We start from the raw sequence: 26,209 nt of genomic DNA on the forward strand, positions 1-26,209 counted from the left end.
CCTGCGGCCGACCGCTGATGGTTAGCCAAAGACTATTCAACCGCCAACAGGAGCCACCCATGACCGATTCTCTGTACGACATTCCCCTCAAGCAAATCGATGGCACGCCAGGCAACCTGGGCCAGTACAAGGGCAAAGTGCTGCTGGTGGTGAACGTGGCCTCCAAATGCGGGCTGACGCCGCAATACGAAGGGCTTGAAAGCCTTTACCAGGGTAAGAAGGACGCCGGACTTGAAGTGCTGGGCTTTCCGGCCAACAACTTCAAGGAGCAAGAGCCGGGCACCGACAGTGACATCCAGTCGTTCTGCTCGACCACCTACGACGTGCACTTCCCGCTGTTCTCGAAAATCTCGGTCGCCGGCGACGACACGCACCCGCTCTACCGCGAACTGACCGCCGCGCAGCCTGCTGCCACCGGCGACGGACCGTTCCGTGAACGCCTCAAGGGCTATGGCATCGAAAGCGGCGCAGGCACCGACGTGCTGTGGAATTTCGAAAAATTCCTGATCGGGCGGGACGGCAAGGTGATTGGCCGCTTTGCGCCGGATGTGACCGCAGATGATCCACGCCTGACCGCGGCCATTGACGAAGCCCTCGCTGTTTGACCCATGAATCGTCCGCTGTTTGTTTCTCTGGATGGGCCAAAGGGTGTCGGTAAAACCACCTTGTTGGAGGCCGTCACCCTATCGTTGAGGGCCGATAACAACAAAGTGATCCGGCTGTGCGAGAGCAAACGTGATCCCCAGCGGGCTGAAACAATGGCCCTGGTTAACCGACTGGTCAGACAGCCCGATCGCGATCTGGAATGGGAGGTGTGTAGGCGCCTCGCGGCGAGCCGTGGCTGGATTTCCCGGCATGTGCTGACTCAACAGCCAGCCGACAGCATCATCCTGATTGATCGCTGGTACCCGTCTGACGCCGCGTTTCGCCGGGTGGTCCCGTTTGCAGAGATTCTGCAGTTAAACAGTGAGCAGGACGTGCGGGTGCCGGACCTGCATGTCGGGGTTGTCACTGCGGCCGAGACTTCATGGGCGAGGGCAGCAGCACGCCGGCGTGGGTTGAGCAGTACGGTGATTCATACGCTGGAAGAACACGCTGCTTGCACCGAGGCGTTCGAGCGGGCGGTTTCAGAGAACGGCTGGGTGATGTGCCGTAATGAAGGGCGGCTCGAAGACGCAACGATGCAGGTGGTCTCGCAGATATATAACGTCCTTGGACGACAGTAGGCGAACCACGCTGCACCGGCCTTGCAAGGCAGTCGGCACTGCTGGTGCGCAGCCCGCGTACCTGACTAATCCCTTCGAATCCAAGACTCAGCCAAACCGGTAACAGTTTTTGCCCGCAGATTTTGCGTTATACATGGCGATGTCTGCTCTGCATAAAACCTGTTCAACACTCGAAAGCTCCAGAGGGAGGGTCTCGGCGATGCCGATGCTGACGCCCAGACCTCTATAATCCGGGTTTCTGTCCGTGTACTCATCGAGGTTTTTGATGATGCGCTCGGCAATGAGCGAAGCGGATGCCTTGTCGCTGTCCGGCATCGTCACGATAAATTCGTCGCCGCCAATTCGTGCGACTGCATCACCCTTGCGCACCACCCTGCTGATCATCGCGGAAAAGCAAACCAATACACTGTCACCGGCGGCATGCCCGTAGGCATCATTGATTTTTTTGAACCCGTCCAGATCCAGACACAGTACGCAAAACCGCTTGTCCTCATTGACCTTCGCGCTCAGTGAGGCCGTCAGAATGTTCAAGATGCCCAGGCGATTCAGCACGCCGGTCAGTTTGTCATGAGTGGCTGAATGCGTGCTTTGCGTTTCTGCCACATAGGCTTTCGTCAGATTCGCGTTGAGGTTATTGAGCAGCACCCACAAGCCAATGAGGTACATGGGCGCTTGTAGAATCAGCACCCGCAAGATCGGTTCCGGCTGGAACAACGTCGCCAGTTTCATCGGTATGTCCATGAGCAGGATCTGCATGAATGCATAGCGGGGTACGCCTTGGTTTCTCATGGCAGCCGCTCCAGTCATGCTGACCGCCGATGTGCACGCCAGAACCTGCAGCACCGCGTCCTGGCTGATGATGCATCCTGCGGTGCCGATGCCTATTTCCGCAGCCCAGAGCAAACCGAAGAACAGAGAAAGGTCCGTTGCGTAGGGGAATCTGGGCTTGTCACTGGCGACGAATCGTTGCAGCAGAAACCAGCGGATGATCCAAATCACCATATCGACGACCAACCAGCTGATGAAAAACACCGTTGGGTGAAGCGCGACCGCCACGCTGCAGACCAGCAGTGTGTTTATGCCTGCTGCAACCAACGCGGCGCGAGACGTGAAGGGGCCCTCGAGTAACTTCAAACGAGTGCCCCGATCCAGGCCTTCATTGTCTTTTACAAACCACCGGATGAACGGTGTAGTGGGAAAATCGACAGTATTGGGCATGGTGCTAATCCGTCACACAGCGATAACGAGTGATGGCATTCTAATACTATCGAGAGGCTTCTCGTGCACACCGTCTTACATAGGGTCATCCGTTCATCCGGTTGTGGAGGGACAGATCGGCGGGTGGATTTAGCGCACCTCTCAGTCTCGTACGTGCCAACGCCGTCGGTAGAAATGATGCAGTACTTGCTCGCGTCCAGCCGCCTGGCCCGGTCCGAACGGCTCGGCGCCAAAATCCTCGCTCAGCACATCGCTTCCTGGCCGATAGGTGCCGTGCAGGTAGTGGATGGCGGGGTTCTTAGGAAGCGGCTTCTATACGATTGCGCCCTTTAATCTTTGCGCAGTACAGGAGGCGATCAGCCTCGGCCATGCTGTCTCTGTGGCTATTTTTGTCAGTCGGGCATACCGCGACGACCCCGGCGCTGATCGTAATGATGCCCAGGGCGCTTGCTGAGTGTTTAATCTGTGCTTGCTCTATCGATAGCCTCACTTTTTCAGCCACCACAATTGCACCCGCCAGTTCCGTTTCAGGGAGCAAGATGACAAATTCCTCGCCACCGTAACGAGCGGCGACATCGAATGGCCTGCTGGCACTTTGTGCAATGAGAGCAGCGACTTCAACCAGGCAGTCATCGCCAAGCAAGTGCCCGTAATGGTCGTTATATTGTTTAAACCAGTCTATGTCCAACAGGATCACCGCAAGACTTGATTCGTTTCTGAGCGCGCGCCCCCATTCTTTTTTGAGGGCAACATCGAAACTTCGTCTGTTGGCCAATGACGTCAAACTGTCTGTCATTGCAATGATTTCAAGTTTGTTCTGTGCCACATTAAGTTCGACTTCTGCTACAAGCAGCTGCTGGATCTGGCGGTACAGCAACCCGCCCAGCAGCGCCAGCGCTAAAATGATCACCCCCACGACGGCCACGGACTGGAAAACATAGGACCACCACGGTGCAAACACTTGATGATAGGCGACCCCTGCCGCGGCAACGATGGGAAGTCCTGATAGACGACGATAGGCATATATCCTCTCTACGCCATCCACCACCGACTTGATAATCGCCGTGCCGCTGTCACTGTGGGGGAGATAGCGAACGAAAATCTCTCCCTTTGAAATATTGGTTGTGATCAGCGCAGCCACTGTCGGGCGCCGTGCGAGCAATTCACCTTTGTCGAGGGCGAGAAAGATGACCCCGTCGTTATCGATATCTACCCGATTGAAAAAGCTTTGAAAATAAGCAACAGGAATAGTGGCGAGCGCTACGCCCGCAAAGGTTCCGTCAGAAGATTCAATGCGGCGGCTGATGGGGATGATCAGGTCGCCGGTGGTTCTGCTCTCAACGATAGAACCAATATGGATAGCCTGGCTGGTGTTATCCCGGTGATAAATGAAGTAAGCGCGGTCACTATTGTTTTTGGTCTGTACACCCTGAGAAAAAGAGTTTGCAACCCAATTGCCTTTCGCATCGAAAATGAACAGCCCTTGAATGCCGTCAATACGTTCGACCTGTCGGGCTAGCAATGCCGTCATGCGAGGTTGCTGGTCGGCAATGATCCCGTCATGCGCCACGCGCTCGGCTATATCTTGCAACGTGTTATCGGCCTGCAGCATCGTGTCACGCGCTAATTGTTCGGCGGCGAGGACTATGTTCGAGACAGAAACTTTCGCAGCGTCCACCCGCTCATTGGCCGATTGCTGAATCTGCCAGGCGGTAGCGAGAACCAAAAGTGCACAGACTAAAGCAATAAAACTTATCAGCGAGTTGGAGAGCGCTTTGGGTGTCAATCTTGTGGAGAAAAATTGAACAAGCGTCATGTCAGGCGTCATCTAATTGGCGAATGGCGTAGGGAATGCAGTTTTCGTACCGCGCAGGGGCGTATTCAGCCGCCTCTGAATCAGGCACAGCCGGGGAATCCAGCAAAGGAGGAAGGAAGGCGTGGATGACGGCAGTGAGCTGCTGAAGCCTGGTTGTGACGCGTTGCTCTTTCAGTGCACGTCAATCTGTGGAGGAGGGCGCGTCGCGGACCTGTGTGGGCCAGCTAAAGCCAGTTCCATCGCCCATGATTCATGCGGGTGATCCGGATCAAAGCGAGCGCTTTGGCTCGGATCACCTACGAAGGATCGTTGAGGCGCCTGCGTCACTGCGCCTCAACGGATGGTCGTGAGCTTTACGCCGAAGGCTTGAGCACAACCTTGGTCCAGCCGTCGTCCCGCTGATCAAAGTGCTTGTAGGCGTCCGGGCCTTCAGACAGCTTCAAGCTGTGGGAAATGATCTGCGACGGCTTGGCGCGGTCATGGTGAATCAGCTCGGCCAGACGACGGTTGTACGCCTTAACGTTGGCCTGGCCGGTACGAATCTGCTGGCCCTTGAACCAGAAAGAACCGAAGTCGAAGGCCATCTTGCCTTCTTTCGCCAGATCGCTTGCGGCGTTGGGATCCTGTGGCACGAAGACACCCACGACACCGATACCGCCGGTGGGCTTGGTGGAGGCCACCAGGTTGTTCATGGTCTCGTGATTGGCTTCATGGCCATGCTTGTCGCAGCACTGATAACCCACGCATTCGCAGCCACGGTCCGTGCCTTTGCCGTTGGTCAGGTTCAGAATCTGCTCCACGGCCTGGGTCTGTGCCGTGTTGATCGGCGTCGCGCCCAGCTTGGAAGCCAGTGCCAGACGGTCTGGATGGTTGTCGACCACAAAGACTTGTGAGGCACCCTTGATCATCGCGGCGTGGGCAGCCATCAGTCCGACCGGGCCTGCGCCATAGATAGCGATGCTTTCACCCGGCAGCAAGCCCGACAATTCAGTCGCGTGCCAGCCGGTGGGAAGGATGTCCGACAGCATGACGTAGTCGTCTTCTTTCTCCCTGGCGTCTTCAGGCAGCACCAGGCAATTGAAGTCGCCATAAGGCACGCGCAGCAGCTCTGCCTGGCCACCCTCGTAGGGGCCCATCTCGGCAAAACCGTAGGCACCGCCCGCATTGCCCGGGTTGACGGTCAAGCAGTAACCGGTCAGGCCCCGCTCGCAGTTTTCGCAGAAACCACAACCGATGTTGAACGGCAGGCAGACCATATCGCCCACTTTCACGCGATCCACTGCGGCGCCCACTTCGATGACTTCACCCATGTTCTCGTGACCCAGAATCCGGCCCGTTTCGAAGCTGGTGCGGCCTTCATACATGTGCAAATCAGAGCCGCAGATGTTGGTCGTGGTAATGCGGACCAGGACATCAGTGGCCTTTTCAATTTTTGCATCGGGAACGTTTTGAACGCTGACGTCGTAAGGACCGTTATAAATAATGGCTTTCATGAGTTCTCCTGAAGAATGAGGTGCCAATACGGATATAGGCGCCAGTTTTAGTGCGACCGGCGCTGCCCGTCGTTCAAAGAGATTGGCCGGGAGTGACGAACGGTAAATGCTGGCCAAAGGCTCTGAAATGGGGCTTTCAGGCGGTTCAAAGCTGGCGCTGGGGAGAGGTAAAGTCACCTGCATGCCCGCCTGCACAGGGATTGCGCATCAGAAAAAAACGGCGAGAACGTGCGCAGAAATGGTTCCGGCGAGCCGTTTCGCCCATCCGGTCCGGGAGCAATGATCAGCCCTGGACGAAAAACACGATCGCTTCTGTGCTCGCCGTGAAAGCGCCAATAGGGTGAGTTCAGTCCTGCCCCCAACCCAATGTGACGGAGTGGAAATGAACATTCAGCTGAACAGCAAACGCGCACTGGTCACCGCTTCGACCGGTGGCAAAGGCTTCGCGATCGCCAAAGGTCTGGCCGAGGCGGGTGCCGAGGTGGTGATCAATGGCCGCAGTGAAGCGTCGGTAAAGGACGCAATCGCCAGGCTGGCGGTCTTGGCCTCGATGTGTATGACCTCTTGCATCAATAAATGTTGATAGTGAACACGCAGGCCTCTTTCCGGCTGAAGCCGATCCTGCGCAGGCAGACCGCGTGCATTCAGTCAGAGATGAACGCGCTCTCCTTGTCACCGCCTGTTTGCCACAAGCAACGCCAGAGCATCCTCGGCCAGCACCGGCGTGCTGAGCAGGAAACCCTGGGCATAGGGGCAGCCCAGCTCCCTGAGCTGGTCGAGCTGGCCAAGGGTTTCGACGCCCTCGGCGACAATGGCCAGGTCCAGTGCCTTCCCCAGAGACAGAATACTTTGGACGATGGCCACGCTGCGTTCATGTTTCATCATGCGCGAGACAAATGACCGGTCTATCTTGATGGCGTCGATGGGGTAGCGGTCGATGTAGCCAAGGGAGCTGTAGCCGGTACCGAAATCGTCCAGCGCAATGCGAATCCCTTGAGCGCGAAGGTCTTCGAGCGTCTTCGCCACCATCTCCGGTTCATGCAGGAACACGGACTCGGTGATCTCGATCTGCAAGGCGCGGGGATCGAATCCGGTCTCTTCCATAATCCTGGCGACCTGAAGGGCGAAGTCCTTACGGTTGAGTTCAACCCCGGACACGTTCACGTTCAGTTTGATACTGTCCGGCCCGGCAGCCTCATCCCATTTTTTGACTTCGCGACAGGCGTTGCGCATCACCCACAGGCCAAGGTCGCAAATGACGCCAATGTCCTCGGCCACGCCGATGAACACATCAGGGGCGATAATGCCCAGGGTCGAATGGCGCCATCTCACCAGGGCTTCGACGCCCACGATCATTTCAGTGGTGATGGAATAGATCGGTTGGTACACCAGATAGAACTCTTCGCGGGCAATCGCATGCTTGAGCGCGTTCTGCATCACCAGCATGTCGATGGAGGCCTGGCGCATCGAGAGGTCGAAAACCGCCCAGCTGCCACGGCCTTTCTTTTTGGCGGCGTACATCGCCACGTCCGCATCACGGATCAGGTCTTCGGCGGTCCGGTGTTGGACATCCAGCGTGGCGATGCCGATGCTGCAGGAGATAAAGAGTTGTTGCCCATCAATGGCAGTCGGCAAGCTGAGGGCGTGGGTCACGCGCTTCGCGGTCTCGATCGCCTGTTCCTGGTGGCCTTCGTCGGTCAGCAGTATCGCGAACTCATCGCCTCCGATGCGCGCTATCACCGCCGTGGGATCGATGCACTCACTCAGGCGCTGGGCAACGCTTTTGAGCAAGGTGTCGCCCGCATGATGCCCCATGCCGTCGTTGACGTACTTGAATCGATCCAGATCCAGGTACAACACCGTCGCCGCGCCAGGCTGTTCCGTGTCCCCCTTGCTCAAGGCCGAATGGATGCGGGCCATGAAATAGCCCCGGTTCTTGAGCCTCGTCAGTTCGTCATGAAACGCAGCGTAGGACAACTCGTCCTGAATACGCTCTCGCTCGATCAGCCGCGACTCAAGCGCGACACGTTCCTCACGGTCGAGCTGGGCTTGTCGAAAGTGCCGCTCGGCGTCTTTGCGCTCGGTGATGTCGCGTTGTACGGACACCCAGTGGGTGAACCAGCCTTTCTCGTTTGCGACGGGCACAATGCTCAGCTGCACCCAGAACTGGGTGCCGTCCCGGCGCGTGTTGATGAGCTCGACTTCCACGGGGTCCCAGCGTTGCAGCGCTTCTCTTATCTTCTGCAGCGTTTTGCGATCGGTCTCGGGGCATTGCAGAATCCGCGGCGTCTTGCCCATGACTTCGTCGAGGCTGAACCCGGTAGTGGTCAGGAACGCCGGGTTGCAATACACGATGCGCGGCCCCGGCAAATCGATGGGCTCGGCCTCGGTAATCAGGATGGCGTCCTTGGCGTTGACCACCACCGATTCCAGCAAGCGCAGGCGCTCGATCACCGCTGATCCACCCGACGGATGAGTGGGGTTCATCTTCAGCGAGTCGTACAGGTCGGCTGCATGGGTTTGCAGGCCATAGATGTGCGCGGCGCTGAGTCGTTTATAGGGACGCGGGATTGTCATCAGTACCGCACCGGTCAGCACTGCGTCGCCATCGCGGATGGCAACGCAGACCAGCGACTCGTTGACCACTCGATCAAGCCCGGCAGGCAGCGCAGCGTCGGCGGGCATGGCCTCGCCAACGTCGACAACATCGCCGTAGGACAACACCATCTTTAACCAGCCACCGGTGATTGCGTCTGCACGCACCGCCGGCGCGCTGCCACAGGTCGCCACCGTGTGCCACTGCTCGTCGTCTCGCAATATCAGGATGGCGCCCGACGCCCCGGTCAGATGGGAAGCCGCGTCCAGAAAATGACCCAAAACTTCATGATTCTTTAAACCGAGGTGAGCCTTGACGGCCATGTGCATTACCTGAAAAAGGGGACGGGGTGCAAGGCGGTCATTCGACACCCGTAAAGATCGAAAAGACCAGGAGCAGCCGGATAGAAGATCCGCGGCCCCTGGTGAGGCGCTAGCAGCTTCGGTATCGGCGAGTCGGCGAAGTTCAACAGGACGATCTGGCAACACCTGACTCGAATCCGGGGAATGAGTGCGGGCAGTCCATGATTTCAACCTAACATCATAGTGCCTGCGCACTGATGGGAAATATCACTCAATGGCACAGGGTTCTAGCGTTGCACGCGCTTGGAGCCTGATGTCTGAAAGGTTCCAAAGTTATACAGGAAAAAATAAATGTACAACCCTGCCTAAAGTTAATCGCACCCTCTGCCGATGCGAATAGGCCAGCACATAAGCTTCGTCTGGCCGGGTCACTTGGAACTGGCTCTCAACCTCGCCCTGGATGACGACACCTTACCTTTGTAGGCAACTGCGGTTGCCCGAACTATTTTTCGCCGGGCGGATTGATTGCGTGATGGCGTTTGAGGCTGGAAATGGCAGTGGCATCGAGATTTTTAGACAACATCAAGGTTTCCCGGAAGCTGGGGATCGGCTTTGGCATTCTGCTGCTGGCCGTCCTGGCGGTGGCGTTCGTCGGTTACACCAGTAACAACCTCCTCGTGGATCGCCTGAACACTACGCGCTTGACCGGTACGCTCAATGATGCAGCGCAAGATATGCGCCTTTCCGAAAAACAGTACGAAGCGTCAGCTGATCAAGGCGCCCTTGACGCCTATCACACACAGCTCAGTGCGCTGCAAGCGCTGACCGCCCAGGCACTGCTGACGATGAAAAGGGCCGAGAGCCAACAAGCGCTGGCGCAACTGCAAGCCAGTACCGCGTCTTACGATCAAAAGGTCAATCGCCTCGTAGACACCGACAAGTCCACCAGCGGTGCGCTGAAGCCGCTTGGAGCATTGTCCGACAAGTTTGTCGACACCTTCTCCAGAATGCTTGAAACCACCACCGCCACCGCCTTGGGGCAACCCGGGGTCGAGCGTGTCACCGAGCTGCGCACGGTGGCCGACTTGCGCAATGGCATGACGATGTTTCGTCTCGTGCTGCGCCGCTACATCGCGGTTCAAGACACCACCAACAAAAAGCTGCTCATGGACACGACCGACTCGTTCCTGAGCAACATCAGCAAAGCCCGTACCAGCCTGCCTGCCGAACTGTCCAGCCAACTGGACGACGCCTATGCCGGGATGCGTCAGTACCGCGACGTGCTGGTTCAAGTCTCTGCTCTGTTCGAGCAGAAGCAGAGCCTGCGCCAGCAAGTGGATCAAGAAAGCGAGGCCATGGATAAAATCCTGACCGGCTTGATGGACACCCAGCAACGCCTGGCCCTTGCCGATCAACACGATGCATTGATTCAGGTGCTGATTCTGACCCTGTTTGCGCTGGTGGTAGGGCTCCTTGCTTCCGTCATCATCTCTCGTCAAATCACCACGCCGCTTGCGCTGACGGTCGATCTGGCACGCCGCATCGCCAAAGGCGACCTCACCGTGCAGGCCAAATCCACGCGCCGCGATGAGCTGGGCGACCTTCAGAATGCCGTGCAAGACATGGCGCAAAATCTCAACACGCTGGTGCAGGGCATCGGTGGTGGCGTGACCCGGATTTCGAGCTCTGCCGAGAAGCTGTCCGCCATGAGTGAGCAGACCAGCGCCGGTGTTCGTCAGCAAAAAGTCGAAGTGGACCAGGTGGCCACCGCCATGCATGAGATGGCCTCCACGGTTCAGGAAGTGGCGCGCAACACCGCCGACGCGTCGGCCGCCGCAACCCTGGCCGAAGAGCAGGCACGTCATGGCAGCGCCGTGGTCAAGCAGGCCACGACGCAGATCAGCGAGCTCTCCCAGGCCATCGACGCATTGGGCGGCGCCATGAACGTGCTGACTCAAGACAGCGCGCAAATTGGCAAAGTCATCGACGTGATTAAAGCGGTTGCCGAACAAACCAACTTGCTGGCACTCAACGCCGCCATCGAAGCCGCAAGGGCGGGGGAGCAGGGTCGTGGGTTCGCAGTGGTCGCCGACGAGGTCCGTTCACTGGCACAGCGCACGCAAGCCTCCACCCTGGAAATCGAAACATTGATCCTTGCTTTGCAGCAGGGTACCCAATCCGCCGCCAGCCTGATGGTGTCCAGCCGGGAACGAACACTGGACACGGTCGAACTGGCTCAGAAAGCCGAGCAGGCGATTGACCAGATCAACCACTCCATCGGCACGATCCAGGAAATGAGCCTGCAGATATCCGCCGCCGTCGAGCAGCAAAGTGCCGTGGCCGAAGAAATCAATCGCAGTGTGCTGAGTGTTCGTGACGTCGCCGATCAGTCCGCGACAGCGAGCGAGGAGAGCGCAAGGGCGACCATTGAGTTGGCGTCTCTGGGGAGCGGTTTGCAAAAAATGACGTCGCATTTCAAAACGTAAGGCGCTCTGAACACAGTTGCCCGGCGAGCACATAACTGGAAGTAGGGCTTTGCACAAGTCCTGCCTCTGGGAACGCCATTCAACGTCGGACAGTGAACGGCATTTGCTTATCACTTCCAGGGAAGGAGTCCCGCCCACTCAATACCCTTTAGCGGACCTGCCCCATGAACAATAAATCCAATCCAACCGCCGAACTTGCCCAGGCCGGCGCTGACCTGAACTCCCTCCTGAGCGCAATCGACCGCTCCCAGGCCGTGATCGAATTCGATCTGCAGGGGAACGTGCTGTACGCCAACCAGAATTTTCTCGAGTGCATGGGTTACGAGCTCGAAGAAATTCGTGGGCGCCATCACCGGCTGTTTTGCATGCCCGACTATGCGACCAGCAAGGAATACCTGATGTTCTGGGAGAAGCTGGGGACCGGCAGTTTTGACGCCGGCCAGTACCAGCGTCAGGCCAAGGACGGGCGCCAGATCTGGTTGCAGGCCACTTACAATCCGGTGATGGACAACAATGGCAAGCCCTTCAAGATCGTCAAATTTGCCAGCGATGTCACTGAAGTGCGCAATCGCAATGCCGAATGGGAAAGCAAGATCGAGGCAATCGAGCGCTCCCAGGCGCTGATCGAGTTTACACCTGAAGGCTATGTGGTGACCGCCAACAGCAAGTTCCTCTCGGCCATGGGCTACACGCTGGACGAAGTCGTGGGCCAACATCACCGGATGTTTTGTGAGCCGGAATACGCGGCTTCCCTGGTGTACCGCGAGTTTTGGGAGAAGCTCGGCAAGGGCGAGTATGACTCCAACGAATACAAGCGCCTGAACAAAGACGGTCAGGATGTGTGGATTCAAGCGTCCTATAACCCGATTCTTGATGCTCAAGGCCAGACCTACAAGATCGTGAAGTTCGCCACAGATGTCACCGACACCAAACTTCGCACGATGGAGCACGAAGGCAAGGTCAACGCCATTAACCGCGCCCAGGGCGTGATCGAGTTCGACCTGAGCGGCAATATTCTCTCGGCCAACGCTAACTTCCTGGATCTGGTGGGTTACCGGATGGAGGAATTGAAAGGCCGGCATCATTCGCTGTTTTGCGAACCCGAATACGTCAAGACCACGCCTTATCGTGAATTCTGGGGCGCGCTGAGCAGCGGCAAGTTTTTCACCGGGCGCTTCATGCGCATCAGCAAATACGGCCAGAAAATCTGGATTCAGGCCACGTACAACCCGGTGTTCAATGCGGTGGGGCAACCCTACAAGGTGGTCAAATTCGCCACCGACATTACCGCTCAGGTGGAGCTCGAAGAAGCCATTGAAGCCAAGACCCAGGCGATGGATGACTCAGTCACCCGCCTGATGCAGGCCATCGCCGAAGTGGTCAAAACCACGGGCGACGCCAACGATCAGGCACGCATTACCCAAGATGAAGCCCAGCGCGGTTCCCAGACCCTCAACGAGGCGTCGGAGGCGATGGACACCATCGGCAAGTCAGCCGAAGACATCCAGGAAATCATTGAGGTGATCAGTACGATCGCCGGCCAGACCAATATGCTCGCGTTCAACGCCGCGATTGAAGCGGCGCGGGCGGGTGAGCATGGGCTGGGCTTCTCTGTGGTGGCCGATGAGGTGCGCAAGCTGGCTGAAAAGTCTTCGCAAGCCACCACCAAAATCAACAAATTGATTCAGGAGACGGTGCGCCGCATCAACTCCGGCAGCGAGATCTCCCGTAGCGCGGGCAGTGCGTTCGAGCGGATCGTTGCCGGGGTTGAAAAGACCAATGGCGCGATGACGACCATCGGCGCGGCCACCCAGGAACAGCATCATCTGGCTGAACGGGTCGCTGAACTGATCGGCGAGCTCAACCGTATCAAGCTGGCAAACGGGTTGGGCAAAGGCTTGAGCGCCCCAGGCCAGGTTGAAAGCCTATGAGCGAGGCACTGGCTTTTGGGGTAGTCAAGCTGGGCGGGCTGGAAGTGGCCATCGACGCCCAGGCACTGGAGCAGGTGATCAACTGGCCCAGCCGGCTGCAGCCTCATCCGCTGCAAGGCAGCGCATTGCTCGGCATGTTCAGCCTCCGCGGGAAGGCGCTGCCATTGATCGAGCTGCGGTCGTTGCTGGGTGAGCATGATGTCTCCCGACACGATCCGTTGGAGATGGTTGCCATCGTCAACCATCAAGGTCGGCGCCTGGGCATTGCGGTCAGTGGCGTCAGTGACGTGATGAAAGTCGAGGCGCGAAACCTGTGCCGTCTCGGCGGGGAGGGCACCGCGGTTGCTCTGCTGCCGGAACTTGCGATGCTGGAAAACGAGCGAATGATTTACCGGCTCGACCTGGACGCGCTGTGTGGCCTGCCGCAGGTGTTGACGGCGCAGGCGGCGGATGTCGGCCACCTGGTGCAGGTGCAGGATCAATCCCAAGAGCTGCATCACTTGCTGTTGTTTGAGTGCGAAGGGAAGCGCTATGCCGTGGACGCGAAAGCGATTACCGAGCTGGTCGACCGCCCGGACATGCTGCCAAGCAAGTTGGGGGGCGATTACTGCCTGGGCGTCGTCAACCGCCGTGGCGTTGATGTGCCTGCCTTGAGCCTGAACCGGATACTGGGCATTGAACGCCCGGCCGCTGCGCAGGCCCAGAACCAGCTGCTGGTGTTGACCTCGCGAGAGGGCTATCGCATCGGCCTGGTCTATGACCGCATGATTTCGATCGTGCGCAAGCGTGCCCATGAAATCCTGCCGTTGCCCCGCTATGGGTTGCGAGAGCCCGGGATGTTTGCCGGTGTTGTGGGGCTGGAGAACGGGGAACAAGCGTTGTTGCTTGAATACCGCGAGTTGCTGGAGCGCAAAGAGACGCTGAGTTTTGCCAGGATCTATCAGACCAGCGTGCCCAACCAGGATGCGTCGGGCTCTCGTCTCGCGCAGATGAACCAGACGTGCCTGATGTTCCAGGCGGCCCAGCCGTTCGTGGTGCCGCTGGATCAAGTGCTGGAAATCCTGGACATGCCCGAGCACTTTGTCCGGTTCGCGCAACAGCAGTCCCATCTGCTGGGCAGTTTCAATTTGCGTGGCGAGCAGATTCCGCTGGTCTGCCTGAGCAGTCTGGTAGAAGGCGCAACGCCTCCCGGCAATACGCTGGAACGCGTCCTGCTGGTCAAAGGCGAGCTTAATAGCTTCGGCCTTGTGGTCAACCGGACCGACTCTATCGAAACCTTCACCCACCCGGCCTTCGAGCATCCCGAGGGGTGGGAGCAAAGCGTGAGGGTCAGGGGGTCAGTCAATGACCGCATGCGCAGCCTGGTGAGTATCGGCAAGGGTGATCAGGTGCGCTGGATGACGCTGATCAATCTGAGCAACATCGTCAAGGGACTGGAGATGGCCGCGATTGAGGCACAGACCCAGCGCCTCGCGGGTTGAGCCAGGGGCATTTGCCTCGCTGACGCTTCACGCGTCAGTGAGCTGAAACCGATAGCCCACGCCATACAACGACTCAATGGGCGTCTCACCCGGGCAGGCCTGTTCCAGCTTGCGCCGCAGGTTGCGGATATGGCTGTCCACCGTGCGGTCAGTGACCACGCGGTGGTCGGAGTAGAGTTTGTCGAGCAGTTGATCACGGGAAAATACCCGCCCAGCTGAACGCGCGAAGGTGCTGAGCAGCCGCAGTTCAATGCGTGTCAGGTCCAGTTCGACACCATTGAGTGACGCGCGGTGTTGTGCGTCATCAATCAGCAGTCGCGGTGCGACGCTGGTCAGCATTTGGGGGCCGCGGCGCAGGATGGCCTTGACCCGGGCAACCACCTCGCGGGGGCTGAACGGCTTCCAGATATAGTCGTCAGCGCCCAGTTCAAGGCCCCGCAGGCGGTCCATTTCTTCAACGCGGGCGGTGATCATGATGATCGGCACGGCGCTGAAACCGCGCAGGTCCTGGCAGACTTGCATACCGTCACGCCCGGGCAGCATGAGGTCGAGCAAGATCAGGCGAGGTGCCTGGGCGCGCACGGTCGGCACCACTTGCAAGCCGTTGTCCAGGCACCGGGTCGGATAGCCCGCCGCGATCAGATAATCCTGCAGTAATGCGGCCAGCTTCGGTTCGTCTTCAACAATGAGGATTGGGGAGTCGTCGGTCATGGTTCAGATATTCCGTGGCAGATGCAGCGTCAGCCAAAGCCCACCGAGAGGCGAATGAGCGGCGCTGAGGCTGCCGCCATGGGCGAGGGCGATGCTGTGACAGATCGCCAGGCCCAGGCCGGCCCCGCCACTGGCACGGGCGCGCGACGATTCGCCGCGATAGAAACGTTCGAACAGGCGCGGCAGCTGCTCGTCTGACACCCCAGGGCCGGAGTTCAGGAATTCGATGCAGACGTTGTCGCGATCAAGGACCGCCCGGATGTGGATCAGCCCGTTCGGGTCGGTGTAGCGCACGGTGTTTTCCAGCAGGTTGCAAAACAATTGCTGCAGGCGATTGGCATCGGCCGACAGTTCCAGGGGCTGGGACGGCAGGTCCAGTTCAACGCGCAGGTGCCGGGCGTTCAAGCGCTCCTGGAACATCGACACGCTGTCCTGCAACAGTTGATCGAGTGCGCAGGGCTTTTTTCGGTAGGTCAGTGCGCCGACATCCGCCAGGGACAGCTCATACAAGTCATCCACCAGTTTGCTGAGCATGCTGACCTCACCTTGCAATGACTTCATCGACTCTTGGTTGAGGGTGCGTACGCCATCTTCGATGGCCTCCAGCTCACCGCGCAATACTGACAACGGGGTGCGCAACTCGTGGGACACATCCGCCATGAACTCGCGACGCATCTGCTCATTGCGTTCCAGGGTGTAGGCGAGCTGATTGAAATCACGGGCCAGTTGACCCACTTCGTCATTGGAGGCCACCACCACCCGACCACTGTAGTCGCCGCTGGCCAGGCGATGGGTTGCGGCGGCCACCCGTTTGACCGGCTCCAGCAGTGTGCGGGCGATCCACCAGGCAATCAGCATCGCCAGCAGCAGCGAAAAGGCCCCCATGACCAGGCTGGTGCGCAACTGGTATTGCTGGAACCGTTCGCCGCCCGCTTCCGTCACGCTCTGGAACGGGGTAACAGCCAGCCAGCCGACGGTTTCATCCGCTACCACGATCGGGCGTAACAGGGCGTCGTTGCCGATGTCCGGGTAGCCGTTCACGCGTTTTTTGTGTTTATCCAGCAACGCGATGCGAAACAAGGCCCCCGTCAGGTCCGAGGCCAGGGGTGTGCGCAAGTCGTTCTTCGCCGGATCCTCGCCGAGTTCAGGCCGCATGATGTCAAACCAGCGGTCCGGCTGGTTGCGCAGGAACTCCCAGTTTCCCTCACGCGCGTAGGCACTTTCCAGACGCGGTAACACCGGCGCCATGCGGTCCAGCGCCTGCTCATTGAGATAGCCCAGAAAGCCCCGGCCAAAACTCCAGCCCGTCGCCAGGCCCATGCTCAGGATGACCAGCAGCGCGCCGGCCAGTACCGCAATAAACAGCTTGGTGGAAATACTCAACTTCATGGAGGCGGGCCGGTAAGAAGGGATGGGGCATTTAGGCCCTGACCAAAGAAAGATTCAAGCCGGCCGGGCAATCTTCAATTTTCCTGCACATTTGCCTTGCACGATGGCGCCGACTCAAGCCATTCCGTTTTGCAGAGGCAGCTATGTCGACGAAAATACTCGCCAAATTCCTGGTAACCGCCGCGGTTCTCCTGTCCCTGATCATTCTGGTTCTGCTGGGCGGCTGCTCTGGCGGCGAGCCTGCACCGCAAGCGGTGATCCCGAAAGTCTCGGTCATCAGCATCAAACCCCAGAGCCAGGTGCTGACCACTGAGCTGGCGGGGCGCACCCAGGCGTTCATGGTGGCGCAGATTCGTCCGCAGGTCGGTGGCATCGTCCAGCGGCGTCTGTTTGTCGAGGGTGCGGATGTCAAGGTCGGGCAAGCGCTGTACCAACTGGATGCGGCGTCTTATACCGCCGCTCTGGCGCAGGCTCAGGCAAGTCTGGCCAAGTACCGCGCCACGCTCAATTCAGCGCAGGCCACGGCCAGGCGCAACGCCGGGCTGGTGAAAATCAATGCCATCAGCCAGCAAGACAATGAAGACGCTCAGGCGACCTTGTTGACGGCCGCCGCCGACGTAAAAGTCGCCGAGGCCGAAGTCCAGACCGCCCGGATCAATCTGGCTTACACCCGTATCACCTCGCCGGTCAGCGGACGGATTGAAACCTCCACCGTGACCCCGGGGGCGTTGGTGGTGGCCAATCAGGACAGCGCGTTGACGACGGTGCAGCAACTCGATCCGATCTATGTGGACGTTACCCAGTCGACCACCGAACTGCTGCGGCTCAAGCGTGACCTGGCCAGCGGCGCCTTGCAGTCCAGCGGCGAGGGCGAGGCACGCATCAGCCTGAAACTCGACGATGGCAGCACCTACAACCACGAGGGACGGCTCAAGGTCAGCGGCGTGAGTGTCAACGAGGGCACGGGCACCGTCACGCTACGCGCTGAGTTCGCCAACCCGGATCATCTGCTGTTGTCGGGCATGTATGTCCGCGGGGTGCTGGAGCAGGCGCGCAATGACCAGGCCATTCTGGTGCCGCAAAAGGCCGTGAACCGCAGCGCCAGCGGCGTGACCACGGCGTTGTTGGTGGTCGACGGCAAGGTGGAACAACGTGAACTGACCATCGACCGCGCCGTGGGTAATCAGTGGTGGGTCACGGTTGGCCTGAAGGCGGGTGATCAGTTGATTGTCGAGGGCGGACAAAAAGTCCGTGCCGGGGCCGCCGTCCAGGTGCAGGACGCGAGTGATCAGGCCGCCACACCGTCCACCCCCGTGAAGGAGGGTTGAACGTGGCGCACTTTTTCATTGATCGACCGATTTTCGCCTGGGTCATCGCCATCGTGATCATGCTCGGCGGCGGCCTGTCCATCAGCCAGTTGCCCCTTGAGCAATACCCGGACATCGCGCCGCCCACCGTGAAGATTTCCGCCACGTACACCGGGGCCTCGGCCAAGACCGTGGAAGACTCGGTGACCCAGGTCATCGAGCAGCAAATGAAGGGTCTGGATAACCTGACCTACATGTCGGCCACCAGCAGTTCGGCCGGCAGCGCCAGCATCAGTTTGACCTTTACCGCAGGCACTGACCCTGATGTCGCCCAGATGCAGGTGCAGAACAAGCTGCAACAAGCCGAATCGCGACTACCGCAAACGGTACAAAGCGAGGGGCTGACCGTGACCAAGGGCGGCTCGGACTTTTTGATGATTGTCGCCCTGGCGTCGGACGATCCCAGTGTCACCGGCACCCAGATCGGTGACTACATCTCCACCACCTTGCTGGACTCGATCAGCCGAATAGACGGTGTCGGCGATGTGCAGACGTTGGGGTCGGGCTACGCCATGCGCATCTGGCTGGACCCCGCGCTGCTGGAAAAGTACGCCTTGATGCCTTCGGACGTCAGCAGTGCCCTGGAGGCGCAGAACACCGAAGTCTCCGCCGGCCAGCTCGGTGCCTTGCCGGCCGTCAAGGGGCAGCAGTTGAACGCCACTATCAGCGCCCGCAGCAAACTGCAAACCGTTGAAGAGTTTCGCAATGTGGTGGTCAAGTCCGACAGTGATGTAGCTGTGGTCCTGCTGGGCGACGTCGCGACCCTGGAGTTGGGCAGTGAAAGCTACGACATCAGTACGGCGCTCAACGGCAAGCCCGCTGCGGCCATGGGCGTGCAACTGGCGGCAGGCGCCAATGCGCTGAACGTCGGCGAGGCGGTCAAGGCCAAGCTCCAGGAGATGGAGCCGTTCTACCCGTCAGAAATGCAGCTCAAGAACGTCATTGCCTACGACACCACGCCGTTTGTGAGCCTGTCCATCGAGGAGGTGGTCAAGGCCCTGGGCGAGGCGATCGTGCTGGTGGTGTTGATCATGTTTCTGTTCCTGCAGAACCTGCGCGCAACGCTGATCCCGGCAATTACCGTGCCAGTGGTGCTGTTGGGCACGTTCGGCGTGTTGTCGCTGTTCGGCTACTCGATCAACACCCTGACCATGTTCGCCATGGTCCTGGCGATCGGCTTGCTGGTCGATGACGCCATCGTGGTGGTGGAAAACGTCGAGCGGTTGATGGGCGAGGGGCTGTCGCCCATGGCTGCCACGCGACAATCGATGAGTGAAATCAGCAGTGCACTGGTCGGCATCACCCTGGTGCTGAGTGCGGTGTTTATTCCGATGGCGTTTTTTGGCGGCTCCACCGGGATTATCTATCGGCAGTTTTCCGTGACCATTGTCTCGGCCATGGTCCTCTCGGTGTTGGTGGCCATGACCCTGACACCCGCGCTGTGTGCTTCGTTGCTCAAAGCGCATAACGACAAGACGCCGGGTGCTCAGCGCGGGTTCTTCGGCTGGTTCAACCGCACCTTTGAACGGGCCAGCGCCGGTTATGAACGGTGGGTGGGTGTGGTGTTGCGGCGCTGGGGACGGAGCCTGCTGCTTTATGGGCTGGTGCTGGTGGTCATGGCGGTGGGCTACATGAATCTGGCCACCTCGTTTCTGCCTGACGAAGACCAGGGGATTCTGCTGGCACAGATCCAGTTGCCGGTAGGCGCGACGGACGGCCGTACGCAAAGCGTGATCAAGCAGTTCGAGGACTACATTCTCAAACAGCCCGAAGTCGAATCGATGATCAGCATCAGCGGGCTGGGCATGGGCGGTAACAGCCAGAATACCGCGCGGGCCTTTATCCGCCTCAAGGACTGGGCCGAGCGTGGCAGCTCCGGCCAGGATGCGGCCTCGATTGCCCAGCGGGCGACCCTGGCGCTGTCCAGCATCGGTGATGCCGACGCGTTCGTCATGCAGCCTCCCACGGTGCGCGGCCTGGGCCAGAGCTCGGGCTTCGACCTTCAACTCAAGGACCTCGGTGGCCTGGGCCATGATGCGCTAGTGGCGGCTCGCGAAAAGTTGCTTGAGCTGGCCAGAAAAGACCCACGCTTGCAGGGGGTTCGCAGTAATGGCCTGGACGATGCGCCGCAGCTAAAGATCAGCATTGACGACCGCAAGGCCGGCGCCCTGAGCCTGAGCACCAGCGACATCAACGCCACCCTGTCGACGGCGTTGGGCGGTACGTACGTGAACGACTTTCTCAATCAGGGCCGGGTGAAGAAAGTCTATGTGCAGGGGCAAGCCTCCTCGCGCATGCAGGCGGCGGACCTTGATCATTGGTTTGTGCGCAACAGCAACGGTGACATGGTGCCGTTCTCGTCCTTTGCCAGCAGCGCGTGGAGTTATGGCTCGCCGTTACTGGAGCGCTACAACGGTAATGCGTCCCTGGAAATCGTCGGCGATCCCGCGCCAGGCGTCAGTTCCGGGGACGCGATGAACGCGGTTCAAGCCATCGTCGGGCAATTGCCCCAGGGCATCGGCTACGAGTGGACAGGGCAGTCCTATCAGCTACGGCTGTCCGGGTCTCAGGCACCGCTGCTCTACGCGATCTCGGTGTTGTTTGTGTTCCTGTGCCTGGCCGCACTCTACGAGAGTTGGTCGGTGCCGTTCTCGGTGATTCTGGTGGTGCCCCTGGGGGTGATCGGTGCAGTGCTCGCGACCCGTGTCGCCGGGTTGAGCAACGACGTGTACTTCCAGGTCGGGCTATTGACCACCGTGGGGCTGGCCGCGAAAAACGCGATCCTCATCGTTGAGTTCGCCAAACACCTGCAAGAGCAGGGCAACAGCGTGATTGACGCGACGCTGATCGCGGTGCGCCAACGCCTGCGGCCGATCCTGATGACGTCCCTGGCGTTCATGTTCGGCGTGTTGCCACTGGCCTTGAGTACCGGCGCAGGCTCGGCCGGGCGTCAGGCCATCGGTACTGGCGTGCTGGGCGGCATGTTCAGCGCCACGGTGCTGGGGATCTTCTTCGTACCGCTGTTCTTCTTGCTGATCCGCCGCCGCTTTGGCCGCGTACGCAACGCTAACCAATCTGCCCCGACAGGTGATGCATGATCAAGTCGCACTGGCCCTTGCTGGCCGCATTGGCCCTGGGGGGCTGCGTGAATCTGGCGCCGCAGTATGAGCGCCCTGAAGCGCCCGTCTCCGAGCAATGGCTGCCGGCCGCCAGCCTGCCGAAAGGGCAGGTCAGCGCCGATATCAAATGGCAGCAGTTCTTTACTGACCGCCGCCTGGCGCAGTTACAGACGCTGGCGCTGGCCAACAACCGTGACTTGCGCCTGGCCAGCCTGAACGTTGAAAAGGCCCAGGCGCAGTACCGTATCAAGCGCGCGGACCTGTTTCCCGCCGTTGACGCAAGCGTCAGCGGCACCCACAGCCGTACGCCGGGAGGACTGTCCAACACTGGCACCGCAGTCACCACCCATGATTACAGCGCCGAACTGGGGCTGAGCAGTTATGAGCTGGACGTGTTTGGCCGGGTACGCAACCTGCGTGACGAAGCGCTCGAAGACTACCTGGCCCTGACGGAGACCCGGCGCAGCACGCAAATCAGCCTGGTGGCCGAGGTCGCCACCGCCTGGCTGACGTTGGCCGCCGACAACGAACGGTTGTCGCTGGCCCAGCAAACCCTGACCAGCCAGTTGGCCACCTACGACCTGACCCAGCGCAGCTATGCCTTGGGCGGCTCTGCGGAGTTGGCCGTGGCCCAGGCACAGACCACGGTCGAAACGGCACGGGGCGATGTGGCCCTCTATGAGAGCGAGATTCTGCAGGACCGCAACGCCTTGCGCCTGCTGGTGGGCAGTGATCTGCCCGAAGCGCTTTTGCCGGGCACGCACCTGGAATCGGCGGCGGTGTTGGTGGAAATTCCACCAGGCTTGCCCTCCAGCCTGTTGCAACAGCGTCCGGATGTGTTGTCAGCGGAGCACACGCTCAGGTCCGCCAATATTGACATTGGCGCGGCCCGTGCGGCGTTCTACCCGAGCATCACCCTGACCGCCAGCGCCGGCTCATCCAGCTCTGCGCTGGCCGGCCTGTTCAAAGCCGGCAGCGGCGCCTGGACCTTTGCGCCGAGTATCAGCGTGCCCATTTTCAACGGGGGAAGTAACCGCGCGACCCTGGATTCGGCCAGAGTCGAACGTGACATCCAGGTACAGACCTATCAGCAAACCCTGCAGACCGCGTTCCGTGAAGTGGCCGACGCATTGGCCGTGCGCAGCACGCTGGATCGCCGTATCGCCGCGCAACAGGCGCTGACCGACGCCAGCCGTAAAAGCTTCGAACTCTCGGATGCCTTGTATCGCGGCGGCTCGAAAAGTTACCTCGAAGCCCTGGATGCACAACGCTCGCTCTACAGCGCCCAGCAAGACCTGATCACCCTGCGCCTGACCGAGCAGAGCAACCGCATCACCTTATACAAAGTGCTGGGGGGCGGCGGGTACTGAGGGTTCAGTCGAATTGACGCCGCCACGTGCACACACACACATACAACGACCGCAGCAATGGAACGGCCTGCGCGCAACAAATCGGGTTACTTCACTCACTGGGGAATAAACATGTGCGCTTTTCGTTCCGCACCAAGCCGGCGCCTGCAAGGGCTCACCTGCGCCTGCTTGATCACCGTTTCACCGCTTTGCCATGCGGACCCGGACACGGACCCATGGGAAGGTTTTAACCGGCCGGTGTTTTCGTTCAACGACACCTTGGATACGTATGCGCTCAAACCCCTGGCTCAAGGTTATCAATTCGTCACCCCCCACCTTGTCCAGGATGGAATTCACAACGTGTTGAACAATCTGGGAGAGGTGAAAAATCTGGCTAACAATCTACTTCAAGCCAGGTTTCATAGCGCCGGCGTTGATACGAGCCGATTTTTGTTCAACAGCACGATTGGCCTGGCGGGTTTGATCGACGTCGCCACGCCGATGGGGTTACAGCGCAGTGATGAGGACTTCGGTCAAACCCTCGGTCACTGGGGGGTCGGTAGCGGCCCGTACCTGGTACTGCCCTTTCTGGGGCCGAGCACATTGCGCGATGCACCGGCAATCCTGCCCGATGCCTACGCCAACCCGATTCGCTACATCGGCGACGTCCCTACGCGTAATAGCCTGTATGGCGCGAGCATCATCGACGGACGGGCTCAATACCTGAAGTCTGAAAAACTCATCACGGGCGACAAGTACAACTTTATCCGAAGTGTCTATCTGCAAACCCGAGCGTTCAAGATCAAGGGGGGAGAGGTGCAGGATGACTTTTGATCAGTTGGACGACGCGCAACCCCGTGCATGCCAAGATGAGTCACCCTGACGGGCTTGCCCGCTCTCATCCCCCAGCCCGCGCTATCTTTCGTCTGCCAGGGATCGAAACCCCTGGCTGGAAACAACGCGTTCAACTGGCTTTCGGCTCTCCCTGTCCGATTTGCCAGACATAGGGTGGCTCTGTGCCGTTGATGCTCCAGTCACCGACGATCTTCGCCTTGTAGATGAGCGGGTTATGGGACGCGACGGTACGCGCGTTACGCCAGTGTCGATCCAGGGCTTTATTGACGCTGATGCCTGAGGCGCCGAGCGCATTGAACAGGTCGGTAGCGGCTCGCAGAATGAGGTCAGAGACCACGACCTGTGCTTTCGCCGTTTCGATTTCTGCTGCAATGTTCGCCGTTCGCTCTGCCTCGGCATTCCCCGAAAACCGCGCTTCGTAGGCGTGCTGCAAGGGCCTTGCAGAGCGAAGGGTGGTGGCCTGTGCAGCGTAAACTTGCGCGGAAATTTGACCGACCACTTGCTGGATCTGAACATCGGCGCTCACGCGGGTGGCATTGCCGTGGCTGTAAACACGTGTGCGCTCGCGGATCTGCTGGGTAATGTCGCGTTCTATCGCCCGACCTGTGCCCGCCAATACGGCGAGCAATACCAGTTGATAAAAAGCAGTTTGATATTTGAAACGGTTTTCGAAGGGGATGATGTGTGTCGCGGGAACCGGAACGTTATTGAACACCGACGTCCCGCTGCCCGTCGTGCGTTGTCCAAAACCGTCCCAATCATCACTTTGCTGTACACCGGCGTGACGGGCATTCACTACGGCAATAATGTCCGCACCCGTGTCTGAGCGCTGCGCGTACACGTCGATCCAGTCAGCAAATAGACTGCCGGTGCTGTAGTATTTTTTTCCGCTCAAAAGAAACTGTGCTCCGTCCGGAGTCGCTTTGGTGATGACTTCACCGAGCTTTACATCGCCTGTTTCGGTCCAGGCGTTACCCACTAAGTCGCCTGCAACGAAGCGCCGGAACCATGTGTCGCGTTCGGCCGTCGGGGGCGAATTCAGTTGATCTTCCACGAAGGCAAAATGGCCGCGCAGGGACTGCGGAATGTTGGAGTCGGCTTCGGCCAGTTCGATCAGCAACTCGAACAGTTGCTCAACAGAAGCGCCGGCGCCGCCATATTCTGTGGGCACTCGGATAGCACCGAACCCGGCCTGTTTGAGCCACTTAATGGGTTCGTAAGGAAGAGTTCGAGCGTTTTCCCGCTCAACGGTGCCCGCTGCAATGTGCTGGAACAGCGGCCGAAAACGATTAGCCAGTGCTTCGTAGTCGGTACCCAGAGAAAGCGGATTGTTTGGCGTGTCAGGCATGGGGCAACTCCGGTGACCATGAAAGCCGTCCGGTGCTGGCGGCTTTGATACACCCGCTTTGCATGCTCCATGCCGAACGCTATCGGGCCGATTATTCTGGGTGAATGCTTCGAATTGAGGGACATCGCTGTTGATGCATCAACAGTTGTGTTGTTTCGCTGGCTGTCTTGCGACAGCGTTTCGCAGCGTGCGGGAAACACGACTGTTTGCCTGGAAACACCTGTTCAGCAAAACGTTGTTTGCCGACAGATCTAAAACCCGTGACCCGGTCGTTAACCCGTTGAAATGGCTCTAAATAAACAACTGGCACAGTTGCTGCTATTTCCTCAACAGGCAGGTAAACACACCGTACTTGGCGACCACGCCGGGCGGCTCCCTTGCTCTATTTGGAGATCGGTAGATGAGTCAGAACGCAATTAAATTCGCATACTGGGTACCTAACGTCAGCGGCGGTTTGATCGTCAGTAAAATCGAACAACGCACCCACTGGGGCATCGAGTACAACCGCAAGCTGGCTCAAATTGCCGAGCAGTCGGGCTTTGAGTACGGCCTCACGCAAATCCGGTTCACGGCCGGTTATGGCGCCGATAACCAGCATGAGTCTGTTGCGTTCAGCCATGCATTGCTGGCGGCGACCGAGAAACTCAAGGTCATCGCCGCCATCCTTCCCGGGCCCTGGACGCCCGCCGTCGTTGCCAAGCAACTGGCGACGATCGATCAACTGACGGCCGGGCGTGTGGCGATCAACATTGTCAGTGGCTGGTTCAAAGGTGAATTCCAAGCCATCGGCGAGCCCTGGCTGGAGCATGACGAGCGCTATCGTCGTTCGGAAGAGTTCATCCAGGCGTTGAAAGGCATTTGGACAACCGACAATTTCACCTTCAAAGGCGATTTCTATCGCTTCCACAATTACACACTGCGTCCGAAGCCGATTCAGCAGCCCCATCCTGAAATCTTTCAGGGCGGCAGCTCCCGCGCCGCCCGCGACATGGCTGCGCGCGTGTCTGACTGGTACTTCACCAATGGCAACACGGTAGAAGGCATCAAGGCGCAGGTGAATGATATTCGCGCCAAGGCAGCGGCCAACGGGCATTCCGTGAAGATCGGGGTCAACGCGTTCATCATCGCCCGCGAAACCGAAGAGCAAGCGCGCGCGGTGCTTCAGGAAATCATCGATCAGGCAGACCCTGAAGCGGTGAATGCATTCGGCGATGCGGCAAAACAGGCCGGGAAGGCCAGTCCTGAAGGCGAGGGTAATTGGGCCAAGTCCACGTTTGAAGACCTGGTTCAATACAACGACGGGTTTAAAACCAATCTGATTGGAACGCCGAAACAGATTGCGGAGCGCATTGTGGCGTTAAAAGCCGTGGGCGTGGATCTGGTGCTCTCTGCGTTTCTGCACTTTCAGGAGGAAGTCGCGTATTTCGGTGAACACGTACTGCCGCTAGTACGCGCGCTGGAAGCCTCACATCACAGCGTTTCTGCTGCTCAAAGCGCCTGAGGTTTTTTGATGAGCGACTCC

The 26,209-nt window shown here is 59.1% G+C and carries 17 protein-coding genes and 3 pseudogenes; 12 read left to right on the plus strand and 8 right to left on the minus strand.

Annotated features, from left to right (window positions below; genetic code table 11):
• The first annotated feature begins 59 nt into the window (after positions 1-59).
• A complete protein-coding gene (locus OKW98_RS14655; RefSeq protein WP_265385395.1) occupies positions 60-605 on the plus strand; it encodes a glutathione peroxidase in 546 nt (181 codons plus the stop codon).
• A gap of 3 nt (positions 606-608) precedes the next feature.
• The gene (locus tag OKW98_RS14660) at positions 609-1,226 is read left to right on the plus strand and encodes a dTMP kinase (RefSeq protein ID WP_265385396.1); all 618 of its coding nucleotides are present in this window, start codon (positions 609-611) and stop codon (positions 1,224-1,226) included.
• Positions 1,227-1,313: 87 nt separating this feature from the next.
• Here the strand turns inward: OKW98_RS14660 and OKW98_RS14665 are convergent, their stop codons facing one another.
• From OKW98_RS14665 to OKW98_RS14675, 4 genes and pseudogenes are all read right to left on the minus strand, one after another.
• Positions 1,314-2,444: a sensor domain-containing diguanylate cyclase gene (locus OKW98_RS14665; RefSeq protein ID WP_265385397.1), complete on the minus strand. Its 1,131-nt coding sequence runs from the start codon at positions 2,442-2,444 to the stop codon at positions 1,314-1,316.
• A 107-nt stretch (positions 2,445-2,551) separates the two neighbouring features.
• Positions 2,552-2,747 (minus strand): annotated as a pseudogene (locus OKW98_RS27515) (hypothetical protein); the annotation flags it as partial.
• Positions 2,743-4,260, minus strand: a complete 1,518-nt coding sequence (locus tag OKW98_RS14670) for a sensor domain-containing diguanylate cyclase (RefSeq protein ID WP_265385398.1) — start codon at positions 4,258-4,260, stop codon at positions 2,743-2,745. The gene OKW98_RS14670 and the pseudogene OKW98_RS27515, both read right to left, overlap by 5 nt.
• 353 nt (positions 4,261-4,613) lie before the next feature.
• Positions 4,614-5,753 (minus strand): glutathione-independent formaldehyde dehydrogenase, encoded by a 1,140-nt coding sequence (locus OKW98_RS14675; RefSeq protein ID WP_265385399.1) that lies wholly within the window; start codon positions 5,751-5,753, stop codon positions 4,614-4,616.
• A 382-nt stretch (positions 5,754-6,135) separates the two neighbouring features.
• Here OKW98_RS14675 and OKW98_RS14680 point away from each other — a divergent pair.
• Positions 6,136-6,288, plus strand: a pseudogene (locus OKW98_RS14680) (oxidoreductase); the annotation flags it as partial.
• Positions 6,289-6,425: 137 nt separating this feature from the next.
• On the opposite strand, the gene OKW98_RS14685 reads toward OKW98_RS14680, so the two are convergent.
• Positions 6,426-8,672: an EAL and GGDEF domain-containing protein gene (locus OKW98_RS14685; RefSeq protein WP_265385400.1), complete on the minus strand. Its 2,247-nt coding sequence runs from the start codon at positions 8,670-8,672 to the stop codon at positions 6,426-6,428.
• Between the two features lie 530 nt (positions 8,673-9,202).
• Here OKW98_RS14685 and OKW98_RS27520 point away from each other — a divergent pair.
• From OKW98_RS27520 to OKW98_RS14700, 4 genes and pseudogenes are all read left to right on the plus strand, one after another.
• A pseudogene (locus OKW98_RS27520) lies at positions 9,203-10,231 on the plus strand (methyl-accepting chemotaxis protein); the annotation flags it as partial.
• A 201-nt stretch (positions 10,232-10,432) separates the two neighbouring features.
• The gene (locus OKW98_RS27525) at positions 10,433-11,137 is read left to right on the plus strand and encodes a methyl-accepting chemotaxis protein (RefSeq protein ID WP_416148478.1); all 705 of its coding nucleotides are present in this window, start codon (positions 10,433-10,435) and stop codon (positions 11,135-11,137) included.
• A 164-nt stretch (positions 11,138-11,301) separates the two neighbouring features.
• Positions 11,302-13,068 (plus strand): PAS domain-containing methyl-accepting chemotaxis protein, encoded by a 1,767-nt coding sequence (locus OKW98_RS14695; RefSeq protein WP_265385402.1) that lies wholly within the window; start codon positions 11,302-11,304, stop codon positions 13,066-13,068.
• Positions 13,065-14,549 (plus strand): chemotaxis protein CheW, encoded by a 1,485-nt coding sequence (locus tag OKW98_RS14700; RefSeq protein WP_265385403.1) that lies wholly within the window; start codon positions 13,065-13,067, stop codon positions 14,547-14,549. Before OKW98_RS14695 ends, OKW98_RS14700 begins: the two co-directional genes overlap by 4 nt.
• 27 nt (positions 14,550-14,576) lie before the next feature.
• Here OKW98_RS14700 and OKW98_RS14705 read toward each other — a convergent pair whose 3' ends face one another.
• Together OKW98_RS14705 and baeS are read right to left on the minus strand one after the other, a co-directional pair.
• Positions 14,577-15,260 carry a response regulator gene (locus OKW98_RS14705; RefSeq protein WP_265385404.1) on the minus strand — a complete coding sequence of 228 codons (684 nt, stop codon included), beginning with the start codon at positions 15,258-15,260 and terminating at the stop codon, positions 14,577-14,579.
• Positions 15,261-15,263: 3 nt separating this feature from the next.
• A complete protein-coding gene (gene baeS, locus OKW98_RS14710) occupies positions 15,264-16,649 on the minus strand; it encodes a sensor histidine kinase efflux regulator BaeS (RefSeq protein WP_265385405.1) in 1,386 nt (461 codons plus the stop codon).
• 143 nt (positions 16,650-16,792) lie between these two features.
• On the opposite strand from baeS, the gene OKW98_RS14715 reads away from it, so the two are divergent.
• The 4 genes from OKW98_RS14715 to OKW98_RS14730 all read left to right on the plus strand — a co-directional run bounded on the left by OKW98_RS14715 (position 16,793) and on the right by OKW98_RS14730 (position 23,318).
• Entirely contained in the window at positions 16,793-17,977 is a 1,185-nt protein-coding gene (locus OKW98_RS14715) for an efflux RND transporter periplasmic adaptor subunit (RefSeq protein ID WP_265385406.1), read from the plus strand.
• Positions 17,978-17,979: 2 nt separating this feature from the next.
• Positions 17,980-21,114, plus strand: coding sequence for an efflux RND transporter permease subunit (locus OKW98_RS14720; RefSeq protein WP_265385407.1), 3,135 nt, complete (start codon positions 17,980-17,982; stop codon positions 21,112-21,114).
• Entirely contained in the window at positions 21,111-22,505 is a 1,395-nt protein-coding gene (locus OKW98_RS14725; protein ID WP_265385408.1) for an efflux transporter outer membrane subunit, read from the plus strand. The genes OKW98_RS14720 and OKW98_RS14725 overlap by 4 nt, the downstream gene beginning before the upstream one ends.
• 111 nt (positions 22,506-22,616) lie before the next feature.
• On the plus strand, positions 22,617-23,318 hold the full coding sequence (locus OKW98_RS14730) for a VacJ family lipoprotein (RefSeq protein ID WP_416148480.1): 702 nt from the start codon (positions 22,617-22,619) through the stop codon (positions 23,316-23,318).
• 130 nt (positions 23,319-23,448) lie between these two features.
• Here OKW98_RS14730 and OKW98_RS14735 read toward each other — a convergent pair whose 3' ends face one another.
• Positions 23,449-24,687 carry an acyl-CoA dehydrogenase family protein gene (locus tag OKW98_RS14735; RefSeq protein WP_265385410.1) on the minus strand — a complete coding sequence of 413 codons (1,239 nt, stop codon included), beginning with the start codon at positions 24,685-24,687 and terminating at the stop codon, positions 23,449-23,451.
• Between the two features lie 400 nt (positions 24,688-25,087).
• Between OKW98_RS14735 and sfnG the strand changes: the two genes are divergently transcribed.
• The gene (sfnG, locus tag OKW98_RS14740; protein WP_265385411.1) at positions 25,088-26,188 is read left to right on the plus strand and encodes a dimethylsulfone monooxygenase SfnG; all 1,101 of its coding nucleotides are present in this window, start codon (positions 25,088-25,090) and stop codon (positions 26,186-26,188) included.
• The last annotated feature ends 21 nt before the right edge of the window (positions 26,189-26,209 follow it).

Source organism: Pseudomonas sp. KU26590, from assembly GCF_026153515.1.
Classification (GTDB): domain Bacteria; phylum Pseudomonadota; class Gammaproteobacteria; order Pseudomonadales; family Pseudomonadaceae; genus Aquipseudomonas.

Excerpts from the sequence above, each read along its gene's own strand:
- OKW98_RS14685 (WP_265385400.1), bottom strand. The coding sequence starts at position 8,672 with ATGGCCGTCAAGGCTCACCTCGGTTTAAAGAATCATGAAGTTTTGGGT.
- baeS (WP_265385405.1), bottom strand. The coding sequence starts at position 16,649 with ATGAAGTTGAGTATTTCCACCAAGCTGTTTATTGCGGTACTGGCCGGC.
- OKW98_RS14695 (WP_265385402.1), top strand. The coding sequence starts at position 11,302 with ATGAACAATAAATCCAATCCAACCGCCGAACTTGCCCAGGCCGGCGCT.
- OKW98_RS14660 (WP_265385396.1), top strand. The coding sequence starts at position 609 with ATGAATCGTCCGCTGTTTGTTTCTCTGGATGGGCCAAAGGGTGTCGGT.
- OKW98_RS14715 (WP_265385406.1), top strand. The coding sequence starts at position 16,793 with ATGTCGACGAAAATACTCGCCAAATTCCTGGTAACCGCCGCGGTTCTC.
- OKW98_RS14700 (WP_265385403.1), top strand. The coding sequence starts at position 13,065 with ATGAGCGAGGCACTGGCTTTTGGGGTAGTCAAGCTGGGCGGGCTGGAA.
- OKW98_RS14675 (WP_265385399.1), bottom strand. The coding sequence starts at position 5,753 with ATGAAAGCCATTATTTATAACGGTCCTTACGACGTCAGCGTTCAAAAC.
- OKW98_RS14725 (WP_265385408.1), top strand. The coding sequence starts at position 21,111 with ATGATCAAGTCGCACTGGCCCTTGCTGGCCGCATTGGCCCTGGGGGGC.
- OKW98_RS14655 (WP_265385395.1), top strand. The coding sequence starts at position 60 with ATGACCGATTCTCTGTACGACATTCCCCTCAAGCAAATCGATGGCACG.
- OKW98_RS14665 (WP_265385397.1), bottom strand. The coding sequence starts at position 2,444 with ATGCCCAATACTGTCGATTTTCCCACTACACCGTTCATCCGGTGGTTT.
- OKW98_RS14670 (WP_265385398.1), bottom strand. The coding sequence starts at position 4,260 with ATGACGCTTGTTCAATTTTTCTCCACAAGATTGACACCCAAAGCGCTC.
- OKW98_RS27525 (WP_416148478.1), top strand. The coding sequence starts at position 10,433 with ATGGCCTCCACGGTTCAGGAAGTGGCGCGCAACACCGCCGACGCGTCG.
- OKW98_RS14705 (WP_265385404.1), bottom strand. The coding sequence starts at position 15,260 with ATGACCGACGACTCCCCAATCCTCATTGTTGAAGACGAACCGAAGCTG.
- sfnG (WP_265385411.1), top strand. The coding sequence starts at position 25,088 with ATGAGTCAGAACGCAATTAAATTCGCATACTGGGTACCTAACGTCAGC.
- OKW98_RS14730 (WP_416148480.1), top strand. The coding sequence starts at position 22,617 with ATGTGCGCTTTTCGTTCCGCACCAAGCCGGCGCCTGCAAGGGCTCACC.
- OKW98_RS14735 (WP_265385410.1), bottom strand. The coding sequence starts at position 24,687 with ATGCCTGACACGCCAAACAATCCGCTTTCTCTGGGTACCGACTACGAA.